Annotated in this window: 26 protein-coding genes and 1 tRNA gene; 14 read left to right on the top strand and 13 right to left on the bottom strand. The window is 65.3% G+C overall.

Annotation, left to right across the window (positions count from 1 at the left end; genetic code table 11):
- Positions 1–139: 139 nt before the first annotated feature.
- The 3 genes from ABT375_RS09230 to queE are packed head-to-tail and all read left to right on the top strand — an operon-like array spanning position 140 to position 1,977.
- Complete coding sequence (locus ABT375_RS09230; protein ID WP_416462236.1) at positions 140–574, top strand: DUF3617 domain-containing protein; 435 nt, start codon at positions 140–142, stop codon at positions 572–574.
- A 59-nt stretch (positions 575–633) separates the two neighbouring features.
- The gene (gene queC, locus ABT375_RS09225; protein ID WP_416462235.1) at positions 634–1,326 is read left to right on the top strand and encodes a 7-cyano-7-deazaguanine synthase QueC; all 693 of its coding nucleotides are present in this window, start codon (positions 634–636) and stop codon (positions 1,324–1,326) included.
- Between the two features lie 3 nt (positions 1,327–1,329).
- Entirely contained in the window at positions 1,330–1,977 is a 648-nt protein-coding gene (queE, locus tag ABT375_RS09220) for a 7-carboxy-7-deazaguanine synthase (RefSeq protein ID WP_261936259.1), read from the top strand.
- Between the two features lie 11 nt (positions 1,978–1,988).
- On the opposite strand, the gene ABT375_RS09215 is transcribed toward queE, so the two are convergent.
- From ABT375_RS09215 to lipB, 3 genes are all read right to left on the bottom strand, one after another.
- A complete protein-coding gene (locus ABT375_RS09215; protein WP_224548580.1) occupies positions 1,989–2,681 on the bottom strand; it encodes a hypothetical protein in 693 nt (230 codons plus the stop codon).
- An 86-nt stretch (positions 2,682–2,767) separates the two neighbouring features.
- On the bottom strand, positions 2,768–3,055 hold the full coding sequence (locus ABT375_RS09210) for a hypothetical protein (protein ID WP_224548581.1): 288 nt from the start codon (positions 3,053–3,055) through the stop codon (positions 2,768–2,770).
- A gap of 61 nt (positions 3,056–3,116) precedes the next feature.
- A complete protein-coding gene (gene lipB / locus ABT375_RS09205) occupies positions 3,117–3,824 on the bottom strand; it encodes a lipoyl(octanoyl) transferase LipB (RefSeq protein WP_261936260.1) in 708 nt (235 codons plus the stop codon).
- A 96-nt stretch (positions 3,825–3,920) separates the two neighbouring features.
- Here lipB and ABT375_RS09200 point away from each other — a divergent pair, with 96 nt between their 5' ends.
- On the top strand, positions 3,921–4,712 hold the full coding sequence (locus ABT375_RS09200) for a hypothetical protein (protein ID WP_224548583.1): 792 nt from the start codon (positions 3,921–3,923) through the stop codon (positions 4,710–4,712).
- Here the strand turns inward: ABT375_RS09200 and ABT375_RS09195 are convergent.
- Genes ABT375_RS09195 through ABT375_RS09185 form a run of 3 tightly spaced genes read right to left on the bottom strand, consistent with a single transcriptional unit; the run spans position 4,697 to position 6,644 of the window.
- On the bottom strand, positions 4,697–5,293 hold the full coding sequence (locus ABT375_RS09195; RefSeq protein WP_261936261.1) for a GNAT family N-acetyltransferase: 597 nt from the start codon (positions 5,291–5,293) through the stop codon (positions 4,697–4,699). The genes ABT375_RS09200 and ABT375_RS09195 overlap by 16 nt on opposite strands.
- Before the next feature lie 5 nt (positions 5,294–5,298).
- On the bottom strand, positions 5,299–6,171 hold the full coding sequence (hemF, locus tag ABT375_RS09190) for an oxygen-dependent coproporphyrinogen oxidase (protein WP_416464871.1): 873 nt from the start codon (positions 6,169–6,171) through the stop codon (positions 5,299–5,301).
- A gap of 14 nt (positions 6,172–6,185) precedes the next feature.
- Positions 6,186–6,644, bottom strand: coding sequence for a tRNA (cytidine(34)-2'-O)-methyltransferase (locus ABT375_RS09185; protein WP_224548587.1), 459 nt, complete (start codon positions 6,642–6,644; stop codon positions 6,186–6,188).
- Positions 6,645–6,853: 209 nt separating this feature from the next.
- Here ABT375_RS09185 and petA point away from each other — a divergent pair, with 209 nt between their 5' ends.
- The 5 genes from petA to ABT375_RS09160 all read left to right on the top strand — a co-directional run bounded on the left by petA (position 6,854) and on the right by ABT375_RS09160 (position 11,410).
- Entirely contained in the window at positions 6,854–7,420 is a 567-nt protein-coding gene (gene petA / locus ABT375_RS09180) for a ubiquinol-cytochrome c reductase iron-sulfur subunit (protein WP_224548588.1), read from the top strand.
- 11 nt (positions 7,421–7,431) lie between these two features.
- A complete protein-coding gene (locus ABT375_RS09175) occupies positions 7,432–8,724 on the top strand; it encodes a cytochrome b (RefSeq protein WP_224548589.1) in 1,293 nt (430 codons plus the stop codon).
- A gap of 14 nt (positions 8,725–8,738) precedes the next feature.
- Positions 8,739–9,590 (top strand): cytochrome c1, encoded by an 852-nt coding sequence (locus tag ABT375_RS09170; RefSeq protein ID WP_224548590.1) that lies wholly within the window; start codon positions 8,739–8,741, stop codon positions 9,588–9,590.
- 81 nt (positions 9,591–9,671) lie between these two features.
- Complete coding sequence (locus tag ABT375_RS09165; protein WP_416464827.1) at positions 9,672–10,208, top strand: adenine phosphoribosyltransferase; 537 nt, start codon at positions 9,672–9,674, stop codon at positions 10,206–10,208.
- A gap of 185 nt (positions 10,209–10,393) precedes the next feature.
- Entirely contained in the window at positions 10,394–11,410 is a 1,017-nt protein-coding gene (locus ABT375_RS09160; RefSeq protein ID WP_416464826.1) for an endonuclease/exonuclease/phosphatase family protein, read from the top strand.
- On the opposite strand, the gene ABT375_RS09155 is transcribed toward ABT375_RS09160, so the two are convergent.
- Positions 11,320–11,946, bottom strand: coding sequence for a 5'-methylthioadenosine/S-adenosylhomocysteine nucleosidase (locus ABT375_RS09155; protein ID WP_416464825.1), 627 nt, complete (start codon positions 11,944–11,946; stop codon positions 11,320–11,322). The two genes, ABT375_RS09160 and ABT375_RS09155, sit on opposite strands and share 91 nt — an antisense overlap.
- Between ABT375_RS09155 and ABT375_RS09150 the strand changes: the two genes are divergently transcribed.
- Positions 11,945–12,205, top strand: a complete 261-nt coding sequence (locus ABT375_RS09150; RefSeq protein ID WP_416464824.1) for a hypothetical protein — start codon at positions 11,945–11,947, stop codon at positions 12,203–12,205. The two genes, ABT375_RS09155 and ABT375_RS09150, sit on opposite strands and share 2 nt — an antisense overlap.
- A 66-nt stretch (positions 12,206–12,271) precedes the next feature.
- On the opposite strand, the gene ABT375_RS09145 is transcribed toward ABT375_RS09150, so the two are convergent.
- Positions 12,272–12,346 (bottom strand) — tRNA-Val (locus tag ABT375_RS09145).
- Positions 12,347–12,490: 144 nt separating this feature from the next.
- Here ABT375_RS09145 and ABT375_RS09140 point away from each other — a divergent pair.
- Positions 12,491–13,822, top strand: coding sequence for a dicarboxylate/amino acid:cation symporter (locus tag ABT375_RS09140; protein ID WP_261936267.1), 1,332 nt, complete (start codon positions 12,491–12,493; stop codon positions 13,820–13,822).
- A 24-nt stretch (positions 13,823–13,846) separates the two neighbouring features.
- On the opposite strand, the gene cpdR is transcribed toward ABT375_RS09140, so the two are convergent.
- Complete coding sequence (cpdR, locus tag ABT375_RS09135) at positions 13,847–14,233, bottom strand: cell cycle two-component system response regulator CpdR (RefSeq protein WP_224548596.1); 387 nt, start codon at positions 14,231–14,233, stop codon at positions 13,847–13,849.
- Between the two features lie 142 nt (positions 14,234–14,375).
- Here cpdR and ABT375_RS09130 point away from each other — a divergent pair, with 142 nt between their 5' ends.
- A complete protein-coding gene (locus tag ABT375_RS09130; RefSeq protein ID WP_416464823.1) occupies positions 14,376–15,269 on the top strand; it encodes an N-formylglutamate amidohydrolase in 894 nt (297 codons plus the stop codon).
- A 3-nt stretch (positions 15,270–15,272) separates the two neighbouring features.
- Here the strand turns inward: ABT375_RS09130 and ABT375_RS09125 are convergent, their stop codons facing one another.
- From ABT375_RS09125 to ABT375_RS09115, 3 genes are all read right to left on the bottom strand, one after another.
- The gene (locus tag ABT375_RS09125; RefSeq protein ID WP_416464822.1) at positions 15,273–17,180 is read right to left on the bottom strand and encodes an acyltransferase family protein; all 1,908 of its coding nucleotides are present in this window, start codon (positions 17,178–17,180) and stop codon (positions 15,273–15,275) included.
- A gap of 395 nt (positions 17,181–17,575) precedes the next feature.
- Positions 17,576–18,592 carry a class 1 fructose-bisphosphatase gene (locus ABT375_RS09120; RefSeq protein ID WP_416464821.1) on the bottom strand — a complete coding sequence of 339 codons (1,017 nt, stop codon included), beginning with the start codon at positions 18,590–18,592 and terminating at the stop codon, positions 17,576–17,578.
- A gap of 102 nt (positions 18,593–18,694) precedes the next feature.
- A complete protein-coding gene (locus ABT375_RS09115; protein ID WP_224548603.1) occupies positions 18,695–19,591 on the bottom strand; it encodes a tetratricopeptide repeat protein in 897 nt (298 codons plus the stop codon).
- A gap of 138 nt (positions 19,592–19,729) precedes the next feature.
- On the opposite strand from ABT375_RS09115, the gene ABT375_RS09110 reads away from it, so the two are divergent.
- Both ABT375_RS09110 and ABT375_RS09105 read left to right on the top strand, forming a co-directional pair.
- Positions 19,730–20,518: a TerC family protein gene (locus tag ABT375_RS09110; RefSeq protein WP_261936272.1), complete on the top strand. Its 789-nt coding sequence runs from the start codon at positions 19,730–19,732 to the stop codon at positions 20,516–20,518.
- Between the two features lie 301 nt (positions 20,519–20,819).
- Positions 20,820–21,161: a DUF2322 family protein gene (locus ABT375_RS09105; RefSeq protein ID WP_416464820.1), complete on the top strand. Its 342-nt coding sequence runs from the start codon at positions 20,820–20,822 to the stop codon at positions 21,159–21,161.
- Positions 21,162–21,259: 98 nt separating this feature from the next.
- Here ABT375_RS09105 and ABT375_RS09100 read toward each other — a convergent pair whose 3' ends face one another.
- Positions 21,260–22,630 (bottom strand): class II 3-deoxy-7-phosphoheptulonate synthase, encoded by a 1,371-nt coding sequence (locus tag ABT375_RS09100; protein WP_416464819.1) that lies wholly within the window; start codon positions 22,628–22,630, stop codon positions 21,260–21,262.
- Between the last annotated feature and the right edge of the window lie 66 nt (positions 22,631–22,696).

Genomic DNA, 22,696 nt, shown 5'->3' with positions numbered 1-22,696 from the left:
AAGATTTCGCTAACGATATTTGTAATTGGGGCAACCCCGGTCGCTTGCGCTATGAAAATGCCGCAATTGGACGGCATGGACGATGTGGGCAGCCATGGGCGGCCAGAGCCTTTTGGCTGTTTACGGGATATGCGGGATCATGAAGAGGGCGGGACGGCACGCGCTCGGCGCGGTTGCGATGATGATGGCGGCGATGACCGTGGCGTGGATCGGCACGGGGGCGGCGGCGAACGTCCCGCCGCCCCCGTTGACGCCCATGGCGCTGCGCACGCTGGAAACCGGCGAATGGGAGTTGCGCGGCCGTGGCGAAGGCGCGGAGACGCGCAAGCTATGCGTCAGCGACCTGCGCCAGTTGCTGCAGGTACGGCATGGCAAGGCGCTCTGTCGCAGTTTCACCATCAGCGACGACGCGCATGCGATCACGGTTACCTATGATTGCGCGGCGGCGGGCAATGGGCGTACCGACCTGCGCGTGGAAACCAACAAACTGGTCCAGATCCGGTCGCAGGGGGTGGCGCAGGGCGCGCCCTTCGCCTTCGCCGCGGAAGGGCGGCGCGTCGGCGACTGTTCCTGATCGTGGCGCCGCATCGTGCTGCGCTTGCACTGCGGCGTTCCGGGCGGTAGCGCGGGATCATGGTTGCCAATAATGGAAAATTCGCCGTCGTGCTGCTGTCGGGCGGTCTCGATTCGATGGTAGCGGGCGGACTTGCGCGGGAGGCCGGCTATCGCATCCTGGCCCTGTCGATCGACTATAATCAGCGGCATCGGGTCGAACTGCGCGCCGCGGCCCGGATAGCCGAAGCGCTCAATGCGATCCGCCACATCGTCCTGCCGCTGGACCTGACCGCGTTCGGCGGATCGGCGCTGACCGCCGATATCGCCGTGCCCAAGAGCGGGGTAGGGGACGAGATTCCCGTCACCTATGTCCCCGCGCGCAACACCATTTTCCTGTCGCTGACCCTGGGCCTGGCCGAAGTGGCGGGGGCGAGCGACATCTTCATCGGCGTCAACGCGCTCGACTATTCGGGCTATCCCGATTGCCGGCCGGAATTTATCGACGCCTTCCAGAAGATGGCGACGCTGGCGACCAAGGCGGGGGTGGAAGGCCATCCGATCCGCATCCAGACGCCGCTGCAATATATGAGCAAGGCCGACATCGCCCGCGAAGCCGACCGGCTGGGCCTGGACGCGGGGATCAGCTGGTCCTGTTACGACCCCACGCCCGACGGCAAGCATTGCGGTCTGTGCGACAGCTGCCGCCTGCGGTCGAAGGGTTATCAGGAAGCGGGCCTGCCCGATCCGACCATCTATGCCACGCAGCCCTGAACCATGAGCTACGCGGTCAAGGAAATGTTCCTGACCCTTCAGGGTGAAGGCGTGCAGGCGGGACGGCGCGCGGTGTTCCTGCGCTTTGCCGGCTGCAACCTGTGGAGCGGGCGCGAGCAGGACCGGCGCGATGCCGTCTGCCGCTTCTGCGACACTGATTTCGTCGGCACCGACGGTCTTGGCGGCGGCAAATTCGCCGATGCCGATGCGCTGGCCGATGCGGCGCTGGCCTTCTGGGGCGCTGGCGACGAAGGTCGCTATATTGTCCTGACCGGCGGTGAACCGATGTTGCAGGTGGACGATGGGCTGGTCGATGCGCTCCATGCACGCGGCTTCACCATCGCGATCGAGAGCAACGGCACCATCGCCGCCCATGCCGGCATCGACTGGATCTGCATCAGCCCCAAGGCGGGCAGCGACATCGTGCAGCGGTCCGGCCATGAACTGAAGCTGGTCTGGCCGCAGCCCGGCGGCGGGCATAGCCTGGCCGATGTGGCCGCGATGGAGGGATGGGCGTTCGACCATCATCTGCTGCAGCCGCTGGACGATCCCCACGCGGCTGACAATGCCCGCGCCGCGATCGCTCTGGTGATGGATCGGCCGCAATGGCGGCTGACGGTGCAGGCCCATAAATATCTGGGCCTGCGTTAAACGTCAGTCGATCAGGGCTTCACGCCCGTCCGGTTATTCCATGCCTGATGACAGGCGGGCAGCAGCACGCCCTTCTTCCAGCATTTGGGGTCGAAGGACGGCAGGGCCACCACATAATCATAGCCCGGCGTGCCGTAGAATTGCTCGCCCGCCGCAACCAGCGACTTCTTGATCGAACCCAGACCTGCGCGGCCGACCTCGTGCAATGTTCCGCGCTCGGCGAAGATCGCCTGCCGTCCGACTTCCGCCGTGGCCTGGCAAAAGCCCTTTTGCGCCTGCACCGTCGAATAGCCCGAATAGATGCGCGTATTATACATGTCCGACGCCGACTGGCCCGGCTTGCCCTTGCCCACGGTGCGCTGGAAATAGCCCAGCAGTGCAGCCTGCGCGCTGTCCAGCTCCGCATCATGATGGGCGATCATCGCATTGTAATTGCTGATCGCCAGCAAGGTGGGTTCGAACTGGCATTGCAGCGCCGCGACATTGAGCGCGGCTCGCAGGTTCCACGCCAGCCCGGCCTTCACTTCCGCCGCGGTGGCGCCCGGCAGGCCCATGGCGGCGGCTGCGGCGTCGTCGGTCAGCGGCGGGGCGCTCATGTCGGGAGGCGACCAGAAGAACTGGGCCGCTGCCGGTTGCGCGATGATCGGCGCGATGGCCAGGGTGAGACCGGCCAGCGCGCGGCGCAACGGGAAACGCAATGTCATCGAATCAGCCTCTCTGGAAGGTCGTGGTAAACCGACGCCTTCATATTGTTCTGTCATGATATCAGGCATGAACGATCTGGCCAGCGTTACTGGTCGGACAGGACTTCCGCATCTTCGGCAGGCGCTTTTTCCGCCACGGCCTTGGCAGGCATACTGCTGTTTTCGGCGGCATTGCCGCTGGGCAGGGCGATGGCGGTGCCTTCGCTCTGTACGCCATCCAGGTCGGTCATGGCATCGGTAGCGGTGCCGTCCACCACTTCCATATCCTTCATCTGCACCTTGTTTCCGCCCTGCTCCTTGTCGCCGCATCCGGCGAGTGCGATGCAGCCTGCCAGAAGCGCGGCGGTAAGGGCGGTATTGGTCGTCCGGCGCATCCGGGTCTCCTTGAAAAAAGGGTTCAGGCCCGGCCCCCGCCCGGCGAAAGAAGGCGCGAACCTAGCGGCCCGTCTCGCATTGCTCAACCCCTGTGCCGCAACGGGCCAAGCGACTGAGAAAAAGCGGGAAATGATCGCGAAGGGCGGAATCGAGCGCTGCCATGGAGGCGTTGCCGCCCAGCGCGGCGATGCTGGTCACCGGAAATTCGCTGATGCCGCAGGGTATGATGCCCTCGAAATGCGACAGGTCGGGATCGACATTGATCGAAAAGCCGTGAAGCGTGACCCAGCGCCGCACGCGAATGCCGAGCGCGCCGATCTTTGCTTCCCGGCCATGGGGGTCGTCGGTCCAGATGCCGATCCGGCCCTCCGCGCGGCGCGCCGCGATCCCAAGGTCGCCCAGCGCCGCGATCATCCAGCCTTCCAGATGATGGACGAAATTGCGGACATCCTTGCCGCGTTCCCGCAAGTCGATGTTGAGATAGCCGATCCGCTGCCCCGGCCCATGATAGGTGTAGCGCCCGCCGCGCCCGGCGTCATAGACCGGAAAGCGCGGAGACAGGAGTTCGACCGGATCGGCGCTCGTCCCGGCGGTATAGAGCGGCGGATGCTCCAGCAGCCAGACCCGCTCCTGCGCCTGCCCTTCGTAAATGGCGGCGGCGCGCGCCTCCATATCGGTCAGTGCGGCAGGATAATCGACCGGTGCAAGATCAATTCGCCATTCGACCTGATCGGGAAAGGTCGGGCGAGCGGGCGGAAGGTCGGGCATGGGGCGCTTCCTTGACTTGCGCGGGGCGAGCGATCAAGTCTCGGGCCGCATTTTCAACATGACGCTTTTCAGCATTTTGGGGCAGGCAGTATAGATATGGCGACAATGTCGATCGGCAAGGCGTGGGAGGAGGCGGTCGCTTTCGTCGCGCGCGAAGCGACCCTGCTGTTCCCGGTGGCGCTGCTGTTCGTGGCGCTGCCTGGCCTCATCCTGCAGGAAATGACGCCGCCCGAATTGCAGGCCTGGTTCGCCGCGCCCAAGGCGGACACGATTCCCGCCATGCCGCCCGGCTTCGGCCTCGCCATGCTGCTGACGATCATCCTCATCTGGTTCGGGTCGCTGGCGTTGTTCGCGCTGGCGCTGCGCCCCGGCATCAGCGTGGGGGAAGCGTTGCGCCTCAGCTTTGCGCGCCTGCCGGTGCTGATCGGCACGGCGCTGGTGGTGGTGGGCGCCGTGGCCGCGGTCTTTGTTGGCGCCGCGCTGGTCGGCGTCGTCCTGTCCCTCGCATCGAAGCAACTGGCTGCGGCGATCGGACTGCTATTGGGCTTCGGCGCCGTCGCGCTCGTCTTTTTCGCCAGCATCCGGCTCGTATTGCTCAATCCGGTGGTGATCGACAGCAGGGCGGGAGTGATGGACTCGCTGCGCCGCGCCTGGGCGTTGACGCGCGGCTATTTCTGGCGGCTGTTCGGCTTTCTCATCATCGTGATGCTGCTGTCCACCATCGCCGGATCGGCAGCGCAGGTCATTGTCGGCCTGCTCGGCGGCCTGATCGCCGGGGCGGAAGGGGCGCGGCTGGCTGGCGGCCTGGCCGGGGCGGCGGTGTCGAGCGTGGTCCAGGTCTATATGCTGGTGATGCTGGCGCGGCTCTATCGTCAGGCCGCCGACTGATCCAGCAGCGGCACATGCGGGGCAGCATCGCGCGGCAATATGCCGGCCAGACGCGGGTCGACGAAGGTTTCGATCTCTCGCCCATAAGGCACGAAACCCGACCTTAGATAGAAGGTGAGCGCCGCCGGGCTGTCGAGCGTGCAGGTATGGACCCAGAACCGTTCCACCCCCTTGCGCCAGGCCAGCGATTTGGCCTGCGCCATCAGCCAGCGACCCAGCCCCTTGCCACCCAGTTCCGGCACCAGCCCGAAGAAGCTGAGTTCGCAATCGGGAAGCGAGCGGAAGTCCAGTTCCAGCAGGCCGACTTCGGTGCCGCGCGGGTCGGTGACGGCATAGACCTCCACGGCCGGGTCGTGGAGAATCGCCGTCAGCGCCGAATCGGTCATCACCAGTCGCGAAAACCACAGCCATGGTGCCCCGACCCGCCGGAACAGCGTGCGATAGGCGGCCAGGTCGGGTGTCTTCCATGGCACCAGCCGCAACGGGGCGGGCGGAACCGGTGCGGGCCGCGGCCGGTCCCGCATCTCCAGATGGGTGACGATCGTCGCCACCATGCCCGGCTCCACCGGCGTCAGCGCCATGGGGTTCAGCTCCAGCTCGCCATCGGCGGCAGGCTCATCAGGATCGCGTCGATATTGCCGCCGGTCTTCAGGCCGAACAGCGTGCCGCGATCATGCACCAGATTGAACTCGGCATAGCGCCCGCGCCATTCCAGCATGGTGCGATAGTCTGCCTCGCCCCATGCGTCGCCCATGCGCCGCCGCACGATCGGCGGGAAGGCGTCGAGGAAGGCGTCGCCCACGGCGCGGGTGAAGGCGAAATGGGCGTCGAACGCCGCATCGTCCGCACATTCCAGATGATCGTAGAAAATGCCGCCCACGCCGCGATGCACGCCGCGATGGGGAATGAAGAAATATTCGTCGGCCCACGCCTTGAAGCGCGGATAATGATCGGCGTCATGCGCATCGCAGGCGGCCTTGAACACGCCATGGAAAAAATCCGTATCCTCCCCGCGCGGCAGCGGTGGATTGAGGTCGGCGCCGCCGCCGAACCAGCTCTTGGTCGTCACGAGATAGCGCGTATTCATATGCACGGCGGGCACATGCGGGTTGGCCATATGCGCGACCAGGCTGATGCCGGTGGCGAAGAAGGCGGGGTTATCGCCCGCGCCATGGATGGTCTGGGCGAAACCGGGCGCAAATTCGCCACCCACGGTGGAGACATTGACGCCGACCTTCTCGAACACCTTGCCCTTCATCACGCCGCGCACGCCGCCCCCACCTTCGCCCGGCGTCTGGCCCTCGGCCTCCCGGTCCCAGGCGGTATAGTCGAAGCGCGCCTCGCTGCCGGCCTCCCGCTCGATCGCCTCGAACGCGGCGCAGATGCGGTCGCGCAGCGATTCGAACCAGTTGCGCGCCGCCTGCTGCCGCGCGTCGAGGGCGAAGGGCACGGCGGGAATCGGGTTGCTGGCGGTCACTGTGGAAACTTTCCGGTCTGGCGAAGGGCCTCGGCGACGGCGATGCCCGTGGAAACGGCGATGTTCAAGGATCGAAAGCCTGGCGCCATCGGGATGCGGACGCGGATGTCGGCCAGGTCGCGCACGTCGTCGGGGACGCCCGCGCTTTCCGATCCCATCATCAGCACGTCCTCCGGCTGGAACTGGACGTCGGGCAATGTCTGCGAGGCATGGGCGCTCAGCAGCAGCAGGCGGCGGCCTTCCGCGCGACGCACCGCGTCGAAGGCGCCGAAATTGGCGTGGCGGGTGACGTCCGCGGCCTCGCCATAATCCATCGCCGCGCGCTTCAGGCGGGTGTCGGAAAAGGCGAATCCGGTCGGCATGATGATGTCCACGGGCACGGCGAAACAGGCGGCGAGGCGCAGGATCGCGCCGACATTGCCGGCAATCTCGGGTTGATAAAGGGCGATACGCATGGCCCGCGCCTTAATGCACTGCGGCAAATTGTCATAGGGGGCGCGAGTTTGCTGTTGGCAAAGAGCGCGCAGTCCGGTTATCAGGCGCGCAAACCACGCCGGGGGGTAGGCGGGGACCGTACTTGCACGGCACCCTAAATCCCTTGATAAACAGAGTCGGTCACGGCATTGCGGCGGGGTCAGGGACGTTATTGCAAGGGTAGAGGTGCATGGCGAGCGTTGAACATATAGACGGCACGGGTCCATCCGGCGAAGATGGCGTGCGCCGCCGCGATTTCATCAACATCGCTGCGGTGAGCTTCGCAGGGGTCGGGGCTGTCGCCACCGTCCTCCCGCTCATCGACCAGATGAACCCCAGCGCCGACGTGCTGGCGCTCGCATCGACGGAAGTCGATCTTTCCGCGATCCAGCCGGGACAGGCGATCAAGACCACCTTCCGCAGCCAGCCGCTATTCGTGCGCCAGCTGACGCCGAAGGAAATCGCCGAGGCCGACAAGGTTGACGCTTCGACGCTGCGTGATCCGCAGACGCTGGAAGAGCGCACCGTCGACGGGAAGAAGCAGTGGCTGGTGACGATGGGTGTCTGCACCCATCTGGGCTGCGTGCCGCTGGGCGCGGGCGAAGGCGAGAATCGCGGCGAATATGGCGGCTATTTTTGCCCATGCCATGGCTCGTCCTACGACACCGCCGCGCGCATCCGCAAAGGCCCCGCGCCCAAGAACCTGGAAGTGCCGAAGTTCAGCTTCACTTCCGACACCGCCATTCTCGTAGGCTGAGGTAAGAAACCATGAGCTTTCCCTGGGCTGAGCAATATACGCCTAAGCATCCCGTGATGCAGTGGGTCGATGAGAAGCTGCCGCTGCCGCGTCTCGTCTATAACGCTGTGGGCGCGGGCTATCCCGTGCCGCGCAACCTCAATTATTTCTGGAACTTCGGTGTTCTGGCCGGCCTCGCGCTGGTGATCCAGATCGTTACCGGCGTCATCATGGCGATGCATTATGGCGCCAATGACCTGGTCGCCTTTAGCACCGTCGAACAGACGATGCGCGACGTCAACGCGGGCTGGCTGATGCGCTACGCCCATGCCAACGGCGCCAGCTTCTTCTTTATCGTGGTTTATCTCCACATCTTCCGCGGCCTCTATTTCGGCTCCTACAAGGCGCCCCGCGAAATGGTGTGGCTGCTCGGCCTCGTCATCTTCCTGCTGATGATGGCGACCGCCTTCATGGGCTATGTGCTGCCCTGGGGCCAGATGTCCTATTGGGGCGCGAAGGTCATCACCGGCCTGTTCGGCGCGATCCCCGTGGTGGGCGAGCCGATCCAGACCTGGCTGCTGGGCGGCTTCGCTCCCGGTAACGCCTCGCTCAACCGCTTCTTCTCGCTGCACTTCCTGCTGCCGTTCGTGATTGCAGGCGTCATCATCCTGCACATCTGGGCGCTGCACATTCCGGGTTCCTCGAACCCGACCGGCGTGGAAGTGAAGGGGCCGCAGGACACTGTGCCCTTCCACCCCTATTACACCGCCAAGGACGGCTTCGGCGCGGGCATCTTCCTGATCGCCTTCTCCATCCTGCTGTTCTTCGCCCCCAACTTCCTGGGCCATCCGGATAACTATATCGAAGCGAACCCGCTCTCGACCCCCGCGCACATCGTGCCGGAATGGTATTTCTGGCCCTTCTACGCCATCCTGCGCGCCTTCACGGTGGACTTCTTCTTCATCCCGGCCAAGCTGCTGGGCGTGCTGGCGATGTTCGCGTCGATCCTGCTGCTGTTCTTCCTGCCCTGGCTGGACACCTCGCCGGTGCGTTCGGGGCGCTATCGCCCGACCTTCCGGAAATTCTGGTGGATCCTGCTCGCGGACGTAGCGGTGCTGGGTTACTGCGGCGGCGCGCCGGCGGCGGAACCCTTCGTGATGATCTCGCAGATCGCGGCGGCCTATTATTTCGCCCATTTCCTGATCATCCTTCCGCTGATCTCGCGCTTTGAAAAGCCGCTGCCGCTGCCCGGCTCGATCACCGAGGCCGTGCTGGCGAAATATGGCAAGACCGACGGCGAAACCGTCGCGGTCCCGGCCGAATAAGGGGTAGAGGTAATATGGTACGCATCGGCGCATTTCTCGTCGGCCTCTTCTTCGCGGGCTGGCTGGTCATTTCCTTCCTCGTAGGCGCCTATGCCTATGTCACTGAGCCGCCGGCGGCCACGGTGGAGCATGAGTTCCACCTGGCGCCCAAGCATGTGTCTTTCTCGTTCGACGGACCGCTCGGCAAATATGACCAGGCGCAGTTGCAGCGCGGCTTCCAGGTTTTCAAGGAGGTCTGCTCGGCCTGTCACAGCCTGAAATTCGTCGCTTTCCGCGACCTCGCGGCGCTCGGCTATAATGAAGCGGAAGTGAAGGCGATCGCCAAGCAGTGGGCGATCAAGACCCCGTCGGTCGATCCGGCCACGGGCGAAGCGTCCAGCCGCGAACCGGTTCCGGCCGATCACTTCCCCAAGCCCTTCGCGAACAATGTCGCGGCGGCAGCGGCGAACAACAATGCGATCCCGCCCGATCTGTCGCTGATGACCAAGGCCCGCCATCATGGCAGCGCCTATGTTTATTCGCTGCTGACGGGCTTCCAGGCGCAGCCGGCCGAATTGCTCAAGGAGTTCCCGGACTCCAAGACGCCGGAAGGGCTGCACTACAACCCATATTTCGCCAACCTGAACCTCGCCATGGCGCCGCCGCTGACGGCCGAAGGCCAGGTGACCTATGGCGACGGCACCAAGGCGACGGTCGACCAGATGGCGCAGGACGTAGCTGCGTTCCTGACCTGGACCGCCGAACCGAAGCTGGAAAATCGCCGCCGTGCAGGGCTTGCGACCATCCTCTTCCTGCTGATCGCGACGGGCCTGGCCTATATGTCCTACCAGAATATCTGGGCGGACAAGAAAAAGGCCGCCGCCTGACGGCCGATGTCCGCAGGGACGACAGACTAAAGGGGGCGCGGTTTCGATTGGAACCGCGCCCTTTTTCATTATGGAGACGCCATGAGCATCGACAGCCTGACCGCGCTGGTCCGCACTATCCCCGATTTCCCCAAGCCGGGCATCCAGTTCCGCGACGTGACCACCCTGCTGGCCGACGCCAGGGGGCTGGCCGAACTGGTCGATCATATGGCTGCGGTGGCCCGGCCGCTCGATCCGGACCTGATCGTGGGTATAGAGGCCCGCGGCTTCATTCTGGGCGCGGCGCTGGCGCTGACGCTGGGCAAGGGCTTCGTGCCGGTACGCAAGGCAGGCAAGCTGCCCGGCAAGACCGTGGGCATCGACTATGTGCTGGAATATGGCACCGACCGGCTGGAATTGCACGAAGGACAGGTGCCGCATGGCGTGCGGGTGCTGCTGGTCGACGATCTGATCGCCACCGGCGGCACCGCGCTGGCGGCGGCGCAACTGCTGCGCGAACAAGGCGCGAGCGTCCTGATGGCCCTGTTCGCCATAGACCTGCCCGATCTGGGCGGCATGGCCGCGCTGGAGGCGGACGGCGTCGCGGCGCAGGCGATCATCGCCTTCGACGGCGACTGACCTTCGACGGCCATGTGGTGGGGTTGAGGCATATGCTGGCAAGGGCGAACCGGTCGATCTCGGCCATCCGTCACGCCGTCCTCGCGTTTGCGCTCCTGATATCGGGCTGTGCCGCGCCCTTGCCCTTGCGATCGCTAGCGTGCGGCGGGGGCGCCCCGATCATCGCTGCGACGCCCGACGGACAGATGGCCGCCACCACATTGTCCGTGCTCACCTATAATATCGAGGGGCTGGGCTGGCCCGCCCGCACGGGCCGCGCACCGTCGTTGCGCGCCATCGGCGATCGCCTCGCAAATCTGCGCGCAGCGGGACAGGCGCCCGACATCATCCTGTTCCAGGAAATGCTCAGCGGGGCAGCGAAGCGAGCGGTCGCCGCCACCGGCTATCCCGCGATCGTCACCGGTCCCCGCCGCACCACCCGCGCCCGTGGCGTGACGAAGGAAACGCTGCCCGGCCGATCCCATATCAAACGCGGCGAGATCGGCCTGCACTTGACCGGCAGCGGCCTGGCCATCGCGTCGCGCTATCCTATCGTGGAGGTCGATATGCACGCCTATGGTCGTCGCTCCTGCGCGGGGATCGACTGCCTCGCCAATAAGGGGATCGTACTGGCGCGCATCGTCATTCCCGGCGTGCCGACGCCGATCGACATTTACGACACGCATATGAACAGCCGCGGTGCCTCGCGTGCGCCGGCTCATCGCAACCTCGCCGCGCACGACCGCCAGTCGCTCGAAGCCTCGGCCTTCATCGACCGCAGCCATGACGATGCCTATCCGTTGATTTTCGGCGGCGATTTCAACATGCGCCATTCCGAATCGCGCTGGGAGAATTTCTCGCGCTATCAGTCGCTCGATCTGGTGCATCGCATATGTGCCGATCCTGCGTCGGATTGCGACGTGCGCCTGTCCTGGGACGGCGACGAACCGTGGATGGACACGCAGGATCTGCAATTTTTCTGGCCGGGCGACAGGGTGTCGATCCGCCCGATCCGGGTCGAGGCGATGTTCGACGGCGGCCTGAGCGGTCCGCGATTATCCGACCATGACGGCTTTTTGGTCACCTACCGCCTGTCCTGGCCCCGCGGCCAGCCCGCGCAGGGCTGTCAAACTCAGGCGGCGCGCGCCAGCGCTTCTGGCAGCAGGTCCACCGCCGCCGCCAGCCGTTCGTCGAGCAAGTCCAGCAACTCCATCCAGCCATGAATGTGATCCAGCTCGCCTGGTCCGTCCGATATGCCGCGCAGGCCCATCAGCGGCACGTCGAAGCGTGCGCAGGCCCGCGCCACCGCGAATGTCTCCATGTCGACCATGTCCGCATCGATCGTGGCATAGTCCGCACCACCCACGATATTCGCGCCGGTCGACAGGCGAGCGAGCGGCAGAGCCAGCGGCGTCGCCAGCGGCAGGTCGACGGGATGGTCGACGAAGGGGGTCACGCCCCTGGTGAAGCCCAGTCGCGACGCATCCATGTCGCGCCACGATACACTCGCCACCTGGAATATGTCGCCGAGCGGGCAAAGGCGCGATCCCGCGGATCCCAGGCAGACTAGGAGGTCGGGCAAGGCCCGTTGCCGCTCCATATCCTGCAGGGCCATGCCGGTGGCCAGCGCCGCTTCGACCGGTCCGACACCGGTCAGCAGCGGCGTGAATCGCGCGCGCAGATGCGGCCCATATTCGGCTTCGACCGCCATCACGAACAGCACGCGCCGCCCGCCCATGGTTTCGCATCCCATCGTCATGGCCGATCCTTTGCTCTCATTGCCTGTCTGTAATGTTCGGGACATCCCCGTGACAGCAGCGCAGCTTATAGTCGAGAGCCTGTTTCCCCGTGAGTCGACCATGCGCATGCCCATTCCCATTCCCTTCCCCGTCCGATTCTCCGATGAGGAAACGATCACCGCCGCCGACATAGAAGCCTGGGCAAAGGTTGAGCGTGCCCTGGCGGGCAAGCGCGATGCCTGCCAGAAGCTGCGCCGGGGAGTAGCTGCGGCACGCTAGGCCGGATCGATCAAAGAAAGGAAAAGAGAAAGCCCGCCGCTTCGAGAGAAGCGACGGGCTTTGTCATGGTGGGCGTGGCAAGGATTGAACTTGCGACCCCTGCGATGTCAACACAGTGCTCTACCACTGAGCTACACGCCCGCCGTGGAGGGGGCCAATAACGGGGGTAGGGCGGCCGCGCAAGCGGGAAATTGAAACGCGTCGATATTCTTCTGGCCGATATTCTTCTGGACAGGCCGGGGGTGACTCATATGCTGCGATCCAAACAGGGGGACGCCAAGACATATGCTGCCATCGCCATCTTCGCCGGTTCAGGCGGCGTCCCGGCTGCCCTTCTATCGCCAGCTCTATGTCCAGGTGCTCGTCGCGATTGCGCTGGGCGTGCTGATCGGCCATGTCTGGCCCGACGCGGGCAAGCAACTCAAGCCGCTGGGCGAGGCCTTCATCAAGCTGGTGAAGATGGTCATCGCTCCGGTCATTTTCCTGACCATCGTCACTGGCATTGCGGGAATGAAGGAGCTGGGCGCGATCGGCCGGGTGGCGGCCAAGGCGTTCGCCTATTTCCTGACCTTCTCCACCTTGGCGCTGGTCGTCGGCCTCATCGTCGCCAATGTCGTGCAGCCCGGTGCGGGCCTCAACATCGATCCCGCGACGCTCGATGCCGGCAAGGTCGCGGACTATGCCCATCAGGCGCATGAGCGCACGCTGACCGGTTTCCTGATGAGCATCATCCCCTCGACCATGGTGTCGGCGGTGGCGGACGGCAACATCCTTCAGGTATTGTTCGTGGCGATCCTGTTCGGCATTGCGCTGACCATGATCGGCGACAGGGCGCAGCCGCTGATGACGGTGCTCGAATCCGCCAGCCATGCGGTGTTCAAGCTGGTCGCCCTGCTGATGAAGGCGGCGCCGATCGGCGCCTTCGGGGCGATGGCCTTCACCATCGGCGAATATGGCGTCGGCACGCTCGCCAATCTCGCCGGGCTGGTGGCGACCTTCTACCTGACCTCGCTGCTGTTCGTGCTGGGGGTGTTGGGCACGGTGGGCTGGTTCGCGGGGTTCAACATCCTCCACCTGATCCGCTATCTGAAGGCGGAACTGCTGCTGGTGCTGGGCACATCCTCATCGGAAGCCGCGTTGCCCAGCCTGATCGAGAAGATGGAGCGCGCCGGTTGCCGCAAGTCGGTCGTAGGGCTGGTCGTGCCGACCGGCTACAGCTTCAACCTCGACGGCACCAATATCTATATGACGCTGGCGGCGTTGTTCATCGCGCAGGCGTGTAACGTCCATATCAGCCTGGAGCAGCAAATCCTGCTGCTGCTGGTCGCGATGATCTCGTCGAAGGGCGCGGCGGGGGTCACCGGCGCGGGCTTCATCACGCTCGCCGCGACGCTCTCGATCGTGCCGTCGGTGCCGGTGGCCGGCATGACGCTGATCCTGGGCGTCGACCGTTTCATGAGCGAGGTCCGGGCTCTCACCAACTTCATCGGCAATGCCGTGGCGACGATCGTGGTGTCGGCCTGGGAGAAAGGGCTGGACCGCGAGCGGTTCAACGCCGCCATGGCGGGGCGGCCGCTCGATCCGACGCCCGACATGGAGGAAGTGGTGCCCGATTAAAGCCGGGCGTCGCGGGAGCCGGTTTTAGGGATTGTCCGTCGAGGCCGGGACGCTTTCGCTGCCGAACATTCGCTCGACCTCCAGCACCAGGTCGCGCAGGTGGAAGGGCTTGGACAGCACCTTGGCCTGCGGCACCGCCTTGCCGGCCTTCAGCGTGACCGCGGCGAAGCCGGTGATGAACATGATGCGCATGTCCGGCGCCACCGACGCGGCATGTTGCGCCAGTTCGATACCGTCCATTTCGGGCATCACGATATCGGTCAGCAGCAGGTCGAACCGGTCCGTGTCGATATGGGGCAGCGCGTCGCGGCCATTCTCCACCGACACGACCTCATACCCCGACCGTTCCAGCGCACGGGCCAGATAGGTCCGCATGCTCTCGTCATCTTCGGCCAATAAAATGCGAACCATCGCCCCCAACACTCTCATCCGGCCGCCCCGCAGCCCTTGGCGCGCACCCGACGGGGTGGCGCGAAGCCCCTTTATATGCGACAAGGTGTAAATATTATCCAGCCGGGCAAGTTTTTTCGGCGCGCTGGCGAAAGGAGCCGCATTGGATCATTCCGCGCCGCGCGCCCCGAGCCATAGCGAAGCCGCCTTCGACCTGTACGGTCCTGCGATTCCTGATCGTCCCGTCGTGATTTCTGTCCCCCATGCGGCCCGCGACTATGGCGACGATCTGCTGGCCGACGCGCGCGTGTCCTTGTCGATCCTGCATCGGTTGGAGGATCGCTGGGCCGACCTTCTGGTCCACCCTTCGATCGCGCTGGGTTTCACCGTCGTCGTCGCCCGCGCGCCGCGCGCGCTGATCGACCTCAACCGACATGAGCGCGAGATCGATCCCGGCATGATCGCCGACCTGCCGCGCGACGCCGCGCTCCAGAGCAGCGCCAAGCTGCGCGGCGGCCTTGGCCTCTTCCCGCGTCGCCTGCCGGGCGCGCATGAATTGTGGCGTGGCCCGATGCGCTGGGCGGAGGCCCGCCGCCGGATCGAAACACTGCACCGGCCCTACCACGCGGCGTTGGCCCAGGTGATGGCCGCGGCGCGCGACGCGCACGGCCATGCGATCCTGATCGACATTCATTCCATGCCGCCGCTGCCTCCGTCCGGCGCCGGCAGGCCGGCGCCGGCTATTGTGCTGGGCGACCGGTTCGGTCGCAGCGCCTCGACCCGGCTGATGACGCTGGCGGCCGATGTTGCTGGGGGTCAGGGCCTGATCGTGGCGCAGAACCATCCTTATGCCGGCGACCATCTCATCGACCGGCATGGCCGGCCGGAGCACGGGTTACACGCGCTGCAGGTCGAAATCGATCGCGTGCTCTATCTGGATGCGACGCTGGACCGGCCGGGGCCGGGTCTAGTGCGGATGCAGGCGGTCATGACGCGCATGGTGCAAGCGCTGGCGGCGGAATTGCCGCGCGCGGGCTATGCACTGGCCGCCGAATAGGGGTCAGCGGCCGGCTGCGATCACCCACCGCGCACCCGTGGTGCTGAGATGGTGCGAATCGAAATAGAGCGGCTCGCCGTCGCGTTCGATGGCGCAGGAGCCGGTCGGGCACAGGGCCGCGACGGGATCGATCAGCGACACCCCACGCGCCTGCCAGCGGGCGAAGAGGGCGCGCAGATGCGCGGTTCTTGCTTCGACATGGGCGCGGTCGATGCCGCGTGCCTCTGCCAGCTTTCCGGCCTGCGCCAGATGGGCCAGATGGCGCGGTACGTCGAACGGCTGGGGCGGCACCGGCCCGATCAGCACCACCTGCCGTCCTTCGGCACGGATGGCGGCGATGGTGCGGTCCAGCTTGGCGACGAAGGCGGGATCATCGAAATCGCCATTGGCCCAGAAGGCGGCCAGGTAAATGCGCCGGATTGCCGGATCGGCGCGAATCGCATCGAATGCCGTCTGGTTCGCGGCGGCGCAGCGGGCGTCCTTCGCCTCATAGCCCAGCACAGGCGGGCAACTCGACGTGGTACGTTCGATCAGCGATCGATTCTGCGCCTTGGCATCCAGCGACAAGGCGTAGGCCAGTTCGACGCCATGGCTGTCGCCCCATAGCATAGCGTCGGGCGGCACCGATGCGCCGAGGGTGCAGGGCGTCGCGTTACGCATGAATATGTCGTGGCATTGCTTGCGCGTCGGCGCGAAATCCTTCTGCCCTGCCATCTGCGCCAGCACCTGCGGACCGAAGCGCGAGGGCCAGCCGCCCATCGCCAGCAGCGTCAACGCCAGCGCGCAGAGCAGGCTCATCGCCGCCGCGGTGAACAGGAAGATCGTCCGCGCCGGCATGCGTCGTGGATCGCGGAAGGGGCGCTCGACCAGGCGCCAGGACAATGTTCCCGCCAGCAGCGCTGCGCCGATAACCGCGATCCGCGTCCCTCCCGCGAGCGGCAGGTCGGTCGCATATTCGGTGAAGACGATCAGCGGCCAGTGCCACAGATAGAGTGAGTAGGAGATCAACCCTATGCCGACCAGCGGGTCCCAGCCCAGCAACCGGCCGATCCGCGTGTCGGGGGCGGCATGGATCAGTGCAGCGGCGCCCAGCACCGGGGCGAGGGCGGTGATGCCGGGAAAGATCGTGGTGCGATCGTACAAGGCGACGGCCAGTGCGATCGCGAGCAGCCCCAACCCGGCCACCAGTTCGCGCAGCCAGCGCGCCCGGATCGCCGGCACGGCGCCCAGCGCCAGCAAGGCCCCGGCGAACAATTCCCAGGCGCGGGTCGGCAACAGGTAGAAGGTGAAGCCGCTGGTGTCCCGTTGCATGACGATCGCGAGCGCCAGCGATGCTGTGGCGATGGCGGCTACGACCCCGGTGCGCCAGCGCGGCGCATAGCGCGCCAGCAGCATCAGCAGGATCGGGAAGCCGATATAATATTGCTCCTCCACCGCCAGCGACCAGGTGTGGAGCAGGGGCTTCACGTCCGCACCGCCGGAAAAATAGCCGGTGTCGGTGAAGAACCACAGATTGGAGGCGAACAAGGTCGCCGCCAGCGCCGACCGCGGCACGCCTTCCAGATCGCCGGGCAGATAGAACCAGGCCGCGCCAGCCAGCACGATCAGGATCATCAGCGCCAGCGCGGGCATGATCCGGCGGAAGCGGCGTTCGTAGAAACGGGCGAGCGAGAAGCGGCCGTCATCGACTTCGCGGGCGATGATCCCGGTGATCAGATAGCCCGATATGACGAAGAAGATGTCGACCCCGACATAGCCGCCCGAAAAGCCCGGCACATGGGCGTGGAACAGCAGCACCGGCAGGATCGCGAGTGCGCGCAGTCCGTCGATGTCGCGGCGATAGCGCGCGGCGGAATGGGGGGCATTGGCGGTTCCATCCGCCGGTCCCGAAGCGGGAACTGGTCCGTGCATGGCGCCGGGCTTAACGGCCAAGCCCTGACATTTGCTTTATGCGGGCGGATGCGACTCGGAAAAAGGGTGCGACTGCGCAGCAGGCTGCGACGGCGGCGCGGTGTGTCGGCGCCCGATTGCGGAATTTGCAATCGCACCTCTGCCCTTCGCATTTGCGAAAATCCGGCCGGCGAGACAAAAAGACTGTGCCTTTCAGGCATCCTCTCCTAAAACTTTCGGGCCGGTCTTGCGATCGGCCTTTTTTTTGTCATTCGGTTGGGCTAGAGCGACATGGCTGTTCGGCGCGCCATATAACAAGTTTCTGGAGAGGAGCCGCCGGTAAGACCGGCAAGGCGAGCCGAAGTATCAGGGGGATCGAGCGCCAGCCGCGCTCTCCCCCTTTTTTCTCGCCCGGCTCAGGCCGTCTCCATTTCCTTGCCATAAGCGACGACCGCCGCCACTTCGGCCTTGTCGCCCAGCACCACGCCGACGCGCTGGTGCAGGCCGGTGGCGGGAACGTCCATGATTGGCATGAAGCCGTCGCTCGACGCGCCGCCCGCCTGCTCGATCAGATAGCTCATCGGATTGGCTTCATACATCAGGCGCAACTTGGCCTTGCCGGGATTGCGGTGGTCATAGGGGTACATGAAGATGCCACCGCGCTTCAGGATGCGATGCACGTCGGCCACCATGGAGGCGGTCCAGCGCATGTTGTAATCCTTGCCGCACGGCCCCGCGCCACCCGCGACGCGCTCGTCGATATAGCGGGCGATGGCGGGCGACCATTGGCGGCGGTTGGACATGTTGATCGCGAACTCGCACTTGCCCTGGGGCATCTTCATGTCCGGGTCGGTCATGACCCAGCTTCCCACTTCGCGGTCGAGCGTGAATTCGAACACGCCGGTGCCGACGCTGAGCACCAGCAGCGTCTGCGGCCCGTAGATGGCGTAGCCCGCAGCGACCTGCTGACGGCCGTCCTGGAGGAAATCCTCTTCCGTCACCTGCCGCCCGGCGCAGGCGTCGGGCGCCTTCAGAACCGAGAAGATGGTGCCGACCGACAGATCGACGTCGATATTGCTGGAGCCGTCGATCGGATCGAACAGCAGCAGATATTCGCCCTTGGGATAGCGATTGGGGATGAGATGGATCGTCTCCATCTCTTCCGAGGCCATCGCGGCCAGATGCCCGCCCCATTCATTGGCGTCGAGCAGCAGTTCATTGGCGATCACGTCCAGCTTCTTCTGCACCTCGCCCTGCACATTCTCGCTCTCGAGGCTGCCCAGCACTTCGCCCAGCGCACCTTTGCTCACCGCATGGCTGATCGTCTTGCACGCGCGCGCGACGGTTTCGATCAGCAGGCGCAGTTCGCCGGGCAGGACATTGGCGTTGCGTTGCTGTTCGATCAGGAAACGGGTCAGGGTGGTCCGGGACATATGCCGCCTTTCGCAAGAGATGGGTTTTGCGGCGCTATGCCGCGGCATGGAAGGGAACGGCCCGTCGCTACGGCACCCGTCCGCGCAAGTCCAGACGCCGCATCATCCTTCCGTCGCCCGCCGTTGCGCGTCGTCGCGCCCGACCGCCAGGTCGCGGACGCGGGTCGCATCCTCCTCCGCGCCGCCGGCTTGGCGATAGGCGTGCTCGGCCCCGGCATAATCGCCGGCCCGTTCGGCGCACAGGCCGGCGTTGAACAGCAGCGACGGGTGGCCGGGCAGCGTCCCCGCCATTGCCGCCCATTGGCCGCAGGCCGCCACCGGATCGCGCTGCGACAGGCGGATGCTGTCCTTGAACGCCTGTCCCATCGCCTTGTCCATGCCCTCGCGCCCTTCGCGCAGGCGGATGCGATAATCCTCATGGCGCGGCAGAATGTCGTCGGCGAAGCGGTCGGCCGCGGTCCGCACCATCCTGGCGACGACCTCCCTGGGGCTGGGCTTGCCCTTGTCGCCGGGGCAGGTGGTGATGGTCTCGCTCTGCGGCCGGGTCTGGGTATAGAGGATGCGCCCGTCGTCGCTGCGCGCCACGCGCAGGGTGGAGGAGAAGCTGACCATTTCCTGCAGGCAGGTCGCCTCCACCTTGTCCTTGCGCACGCATTTGTCGCCCTGCTTCTCGGCGCATTGCTCGACCTTGCGCTTGACGTCGCCCTCGCGCACCGATGCGTCGGCCATGCCGCTGACCAGCACATCGGCGTCCGGCCCGCGGCGCGACAGGGCAACGAGGTCGTAATAGGGCCGCCCATCGGGACCGCGCCGGCTCAACTGCCCCTCGATCGCCAGCCCCAGCGCCATGCCGTCGCGGCCGGCGATCCGGTCGATGCCGATGCTGCGGGCCAGGCTGACATCCCGATAGGGCGCCGGAAAATGGCCGTTCATTTCGAAGACTTCGGCATAGGCCGGCGCCGCGAGGCCCAGCGCCGCAAGGCACAGCATGAAACGCATCGATATTCCCCCCAAATCGAACGGTCCAGCATTAGAAACTGGGCCTTCGGGCATCAAGCAGCAACAAAGCGACGCTAGCATGATTGCGCCGTTTCGGTACGCTGCTGCTTGTCCCGACCGGGTGCAATAGAGGATGCTATGGACAGTCTGATTACCGCCTTCACCGACCCTACGGCCCTTGCCGCGCTCGTTGCGCTGGTGGTGATGGAGGTGGTACTGGGCATCGACAATCTGGTCTTCATCTCCATCCTGACCAACAAATTGCCCGAAGCGCAGCGGCCCAAGGCGCGCAAGATCGGCATCGGCCTGGCGCTGGCGATGCGGTTGGTGCTGCTTTCCATGATCGCGTGGATCGTGGGACTGACGCAGCCTGTGTTCGACCTGGGGCTGAGCGGCCCGCTGGACCAGCATGGCGCGCCGACGTTCGAAACCAATTTTTCCTGGCGCGACCTGATCCTGATCGCAGGCGGCCTGTTCCTGATCTGGAAGGCGACGCGGGAAATCCACCATAATGTCGATCCGACACCGGCGGACGGGGGGCTGGACAAGAAGGGCGTCGCGACCATGACCTTCGGCGCGGCGATCGTGCAGATCATCCTGCTCGACATGATCTTCTCGCTCGATTCGATCCTGACGGCGGTGGGCATGACGGACAATCTGGCGGTCATGTACATCGCCGTGATCGTGGCGGTGACGGTGATGCTGATCGCGGCCGATCCGCTCGCCAACTTCATCGCGCGCAACCCGACCGTGGTGATGCTGGCGCTGGGCTTCCTGCTGATGATCGGCGCAGTGCTGATCGCCGACGGTTTCGGCGTGCATGTGCCCAAGGGCTATATCTACGCGGCGATGGCTTTCTCCACGCTGGTGGAGTGTCTGAACATCTTCGCGCGCCGGGCGCAGCAGCGGAAGAATGCGGCAGAGTAGGGGCGGCAAGGTCGTAGCGCCGAAGTTCACACCGTTGTCGGGCGATATCGGCCCGACGCGCTTGCCAAGCGCCTGCAAAGCGTCCCCGACGCGTCCCTTCCTACACCATGGCGGCACGACCGGCGCGCCAGGGACGCGGCGCTTTTCGCGAGGCAGGGGAGGGCAGGCATGGTGATCCATCGATCAGGATAGATCAGATGAAATCCTACATTGGAAGCTTGTTGGATTGTGCCGGATCGATTGCGCAGGCGGACGGAAGATGCAAAAGGCCGCCGCGACTATCAGGACAGGACCAAGACCCATGCTGGCAAAAATCGAACCGGGCGCGACCTTCAGGGATAATATGGTCGGGCTGCCGTCGATCGACGGGCTGGCGCGTATCGACCTGACGGATGCGCGTGGCGCAGTGGTTGCGACGATCGAGAACCAGCCGGGCAAGCAGGGCTCGCTCGCGGTCTATCATTATCTTGGGCAGGCGTTCGGCGCGCTGGACGCGGCTGCGGCGGACCATGGCCTGGCCCTATTCGCCGAACATACCGCCGATGCCCGCAACCGTCCGGGCGCGCATCCCAATGTCGATCGGCTGATCGCGATTGCCGAAGGTGGCGCGCCCCTGACGATCGTGGTGGTGGCTGAGGGCTGACCGGGCCTTTTGCTGCTTTCAGAAGAAAGAGGCTTCGACAGGCCCAGGCATTATATAGAGAAAGGGGCAGGATCGCATGATCCCGCCCCCTTTTTCGTTCAGGCCGCGGCGCGGCGTTCCTTCAGTTCTTCATTCAGCATTTCGGCCAGCAGGAAGGCCAGTTCCAGGCTCTGCGCCGCGTTCAGGCGCGGGTCGCAATGGGTGTGGTAGCGGTCGGCGAGGCCCTCGTCGGTGATGGCGATGGCGCCGCCGGTGCATTCCGTCACATTCTGGCCGGTCATTTCGGCATGGATGCCGCCGCCGAAGCTGCCCTCGGCGCGGTGGACGGCAAAGAAGCCGCGCACTTCGGCCAGGATACGCTCGAACGGGCGGGTCTTGTAGCCGTTCGCCGCCTTGATGACGTTGCCGTGCATCGGATCGCAGGACCAGATGACCGGATGACCTTCGCGCAGCACGGCGCGCACCAGCTTGGGCAGGCCCGCCTCGATCTTGTCGTGGCCATAGCGGGTGATGAGCGTGATGCGGCCGACTTCCCGCTTCGGGTTCAGCGTGTCGAGCAGGCGCAGCAGTGCATCCGGCTCCAGGCTGGGACCGCATTTCAGGCCGATCGGATTGCCGATGCCGCGCAGATATTCGACATGGGCCGACCCTTCGAAGCGGGTGCGGTCGCCGATCCACAACATGTGCGCCGACGTGTCGTACCAGTCGCCGGTCAGCGAATCCTGGCGGGTCAGCGCCTGTTCGAACGGCAGCAGCAGCGCTTCATGGCTGGTGTAGAAGCTGGTGCCGCCCAACTGGGGCACGGTTTCGGCGTCCAGACCGCAGGCGCGCATGAAGTCGAGCGCCTGGCCGATCTGGTCGGCCATCGCCTCGAACTTCGCGGCCCAGGGGCTGCGGCCCATGAAATCGAGCATCCAGCCATGGACGCGATCCAGCGACGCATAGCCGCCGGTCGAGAAGGCGCGCACCAGGTTCAGCGTCGCGGCCAACTGGTTATACGCCTGCACCATGCGCTGCGGGTTCGGCTCGCGGGCTTCGGGCGTGAAGGCGATGTCGTTGACATTGTCGCCGCGATAGCTGGGCAGTTCCACGCCGCCGATCGTCTCGGTATCGGCCGAGCGCGGCTTGGCGAACTGGCCGGCCATGCGGCCGACCTTCACCACCGGCAGCTTCGACGCGAAGGTCAGCACCACCGCCATCTGAAGCAGCACGCGGAAGGTGTCGCGGATATTGTTCGGATGGAATTCCGCGAAGCTTTCCGCGCAGTCGCCGCCCTGCAACAGGAAGGCGTCGCCGGTCACGACCTTGGCGAGATCTGCCTTCAGGTTGCGTGCCTCGCCCGCAAAGACGAGGGGCGGAAACTGGCCAAGCTGGGCCTCTACCGAGGCAAGCGCCTCTGCGTCCCGGTAAAAGGGCATCTGGATGCCCTTATGCTCCCGCCAGCTTTCCGGCGTCCACTTCGCCGCCACGTCGAGTCTCCTTCGCACAAGATAAAATAGGCGCCGCCCCTACGCTTGTCTGCGGGGCAAGGCAAG

The organism is Sphingomonas sp. VDB2 (genome assembly GCF_047946695.1).
Taxonomy (GTDB): domain Bacteria; phylum Pseudomonadota; class Alphaproteobacteria; order Sphingomonadales; family Sphingomonadaceae; genus Sphingobium; species Sphingobium bisphenolicum.
Note: the sequence above shows the minus strand (reverse complement) of the source record. Positions and strands in the feature narration are given on the sequence as shown.

Excerpts from the sequence above, each read along its gene's own strand:
- ABT375_RS09120 (WP_416464821.1), bottom strand. The coding sequence starts at position 18,592 with ATGTCCCGGACCACCCTGACCCGTTTCCTGATCGAACAGCAACGCAAC.
- queE (WP_261936259.1), top strand. The coding sequence starts at position 1,330 with ATGAGCTACGCGGTCAAGGAAATGTTCCTGACCCTTCAGGGTGAAGGC.
- ABT375_RS09155 (WP_416464825.1), bottom strand. The coding sequence starts at position 11,946 with ATGACGATGGGATGCGAAACCATGGGCGGGCGGCGCGTGCTGTTCGTG.
- ABT375_RS09105 (WP_416464820.1), top strand. The coding sequence starts at position 20,820 with ATGCTGGCAAAAATCGAACCGGGCGCGACCTTCAGGGATAATATGGTC.
- ABT375_RS09170 (WP_224548590.1), top strand. The coding sequence starts at position 8,739 with ATGGTACGCATCGGCGCATTTCTCGTCGGCCTCTTCTTCGCGGGCTGG.
- ABT375_RS09140 (WP_261936267.1), top strand. The coding sequence starts at position 12,491 with ATGCTGCCATCGCCATCTTCGCCGGTTCAGGCGGCGTCCCGGCTGCCC.
- ABT375_RS09150 (WP_416464824.1), top strand. The coding sequence starts at position 11,945 with ATGGCCGATCCTTTGCTCTCATTGCCTGTCTGTAATGTTCGGGACATC.
- ABT375_RS09185 (WP_224548587.1), bottom strand. The coding sequence starts at position 6,644 with ATGCGTATCGCCCTTTATCAACCCGAGATTGCCGGCAATGTCGGCGCG.
- cpdR (WP_224548596.1), bottom strand. The coding sequence starts at position 14,233 with ATGGTTCGCATTTTATTGGCCGAAGATGACGAGAGCATGCGGACCTAT.
- ABT375_RS09230 (WP_416462236.1), top strand. The coding sequence starts at position 140 with ATGAAGAGGGCGGGACGGCACGCGCTCGGCGCGGTTGCGATGATGATG.
- lipB (WP_261936260.1), bottom strand. The coding sequence starts at position 3,824 with ATGCCCGACCTTCCGCCCGCTCGCCCGACCTTTCCCGATCAGGTCGAA.
- ABT375_RS09160 (WP_416464826.1), top strand. The coding sequence starts at position 10,394 with ATGGCCGCCACCACATTGTCCGTGCTCACCTATAATATCGAGGGGCTG.
- ABT375_RS09115 (WP_224548603.1), bottom strand. The coding sequence starts at position 19,591 with ATGCGTTTCATGCTGTGCCTTGCGGCGCTGGGCCTCGCGGCGCCGGCC.
- ABT375_RS09215 (WP_224548580.1), bottom strand. The coding sequence starts at position 2,681 with ATGACATTGCGTTTCCCGTTGCGCCGCGCGCTGGCCGGTCTCACCCTG.
- ABT375_RS09210 (WP_224548581.1), bottom strand. The coding sequence starts at position 3,055 with ATGCGCCGGACGACCAATACCGCCCTTACCGCCGCGCTTCTGGCAGGC.
- petA (WP_224548588.1), top strand. The coding sequence starts at position 6,854 with ATGGCGAGCGTTGAACATATAGACGGCACGGGTCCATCCGGCGAAGAT.
- queC (WP_416462235.1), top strand. The coding sequence starts at position 634 with ATGGTTGCCAATAATGGAAAATTCGCCGTCGTGCTGCTGTCGGGCGGT.
- ABT375_RS09110 (WP_261936272.1), top strand. The coding sequence starts at position 19,730 with ATGGACAGTCTGATTACCGCCTTCACCGACCCTACGGCCCTTGCCGCG.
- ABT375_RS09175 (WP_224548589.1), top strand. The coding sequence starts at position 7,432 with ATGAGCTTTCCCTGGGCTGAGCAATATACGCCTAAGCATCCCGTGATG.
- ABT375_RS09200 (WP_224548583.1), top strand. The coding sequence starts at position 3,921 with ATGGCGACAATGTCGATCGGCAAGGCGTGGGAGGAGGCGGTCGCTTTC.
- ABT375_RS09195 (WP_261936261.1), bottom strand. The coding sequence starts at position 5,293 with ATGGCGCTGACGCCGGTGGAGCCGGGCATGGTGGCGACGATCGTCACC.
- ABT375_RS09165 (WP_416464827.1), top strand. The coding sequence starts at position 9,672 with ATGAGCATCGACAGCCTGACCGCGCTGGTCCGCACTATCCCCGATTTC.
- ABT375_RS09125 (WP_416464822.1), bottom strand. The coding sequence starts at position 17,180 with ATGCACGGACCAGTTCCCGCTTCGGGACCGGCGGATGGAACCGCCAAT.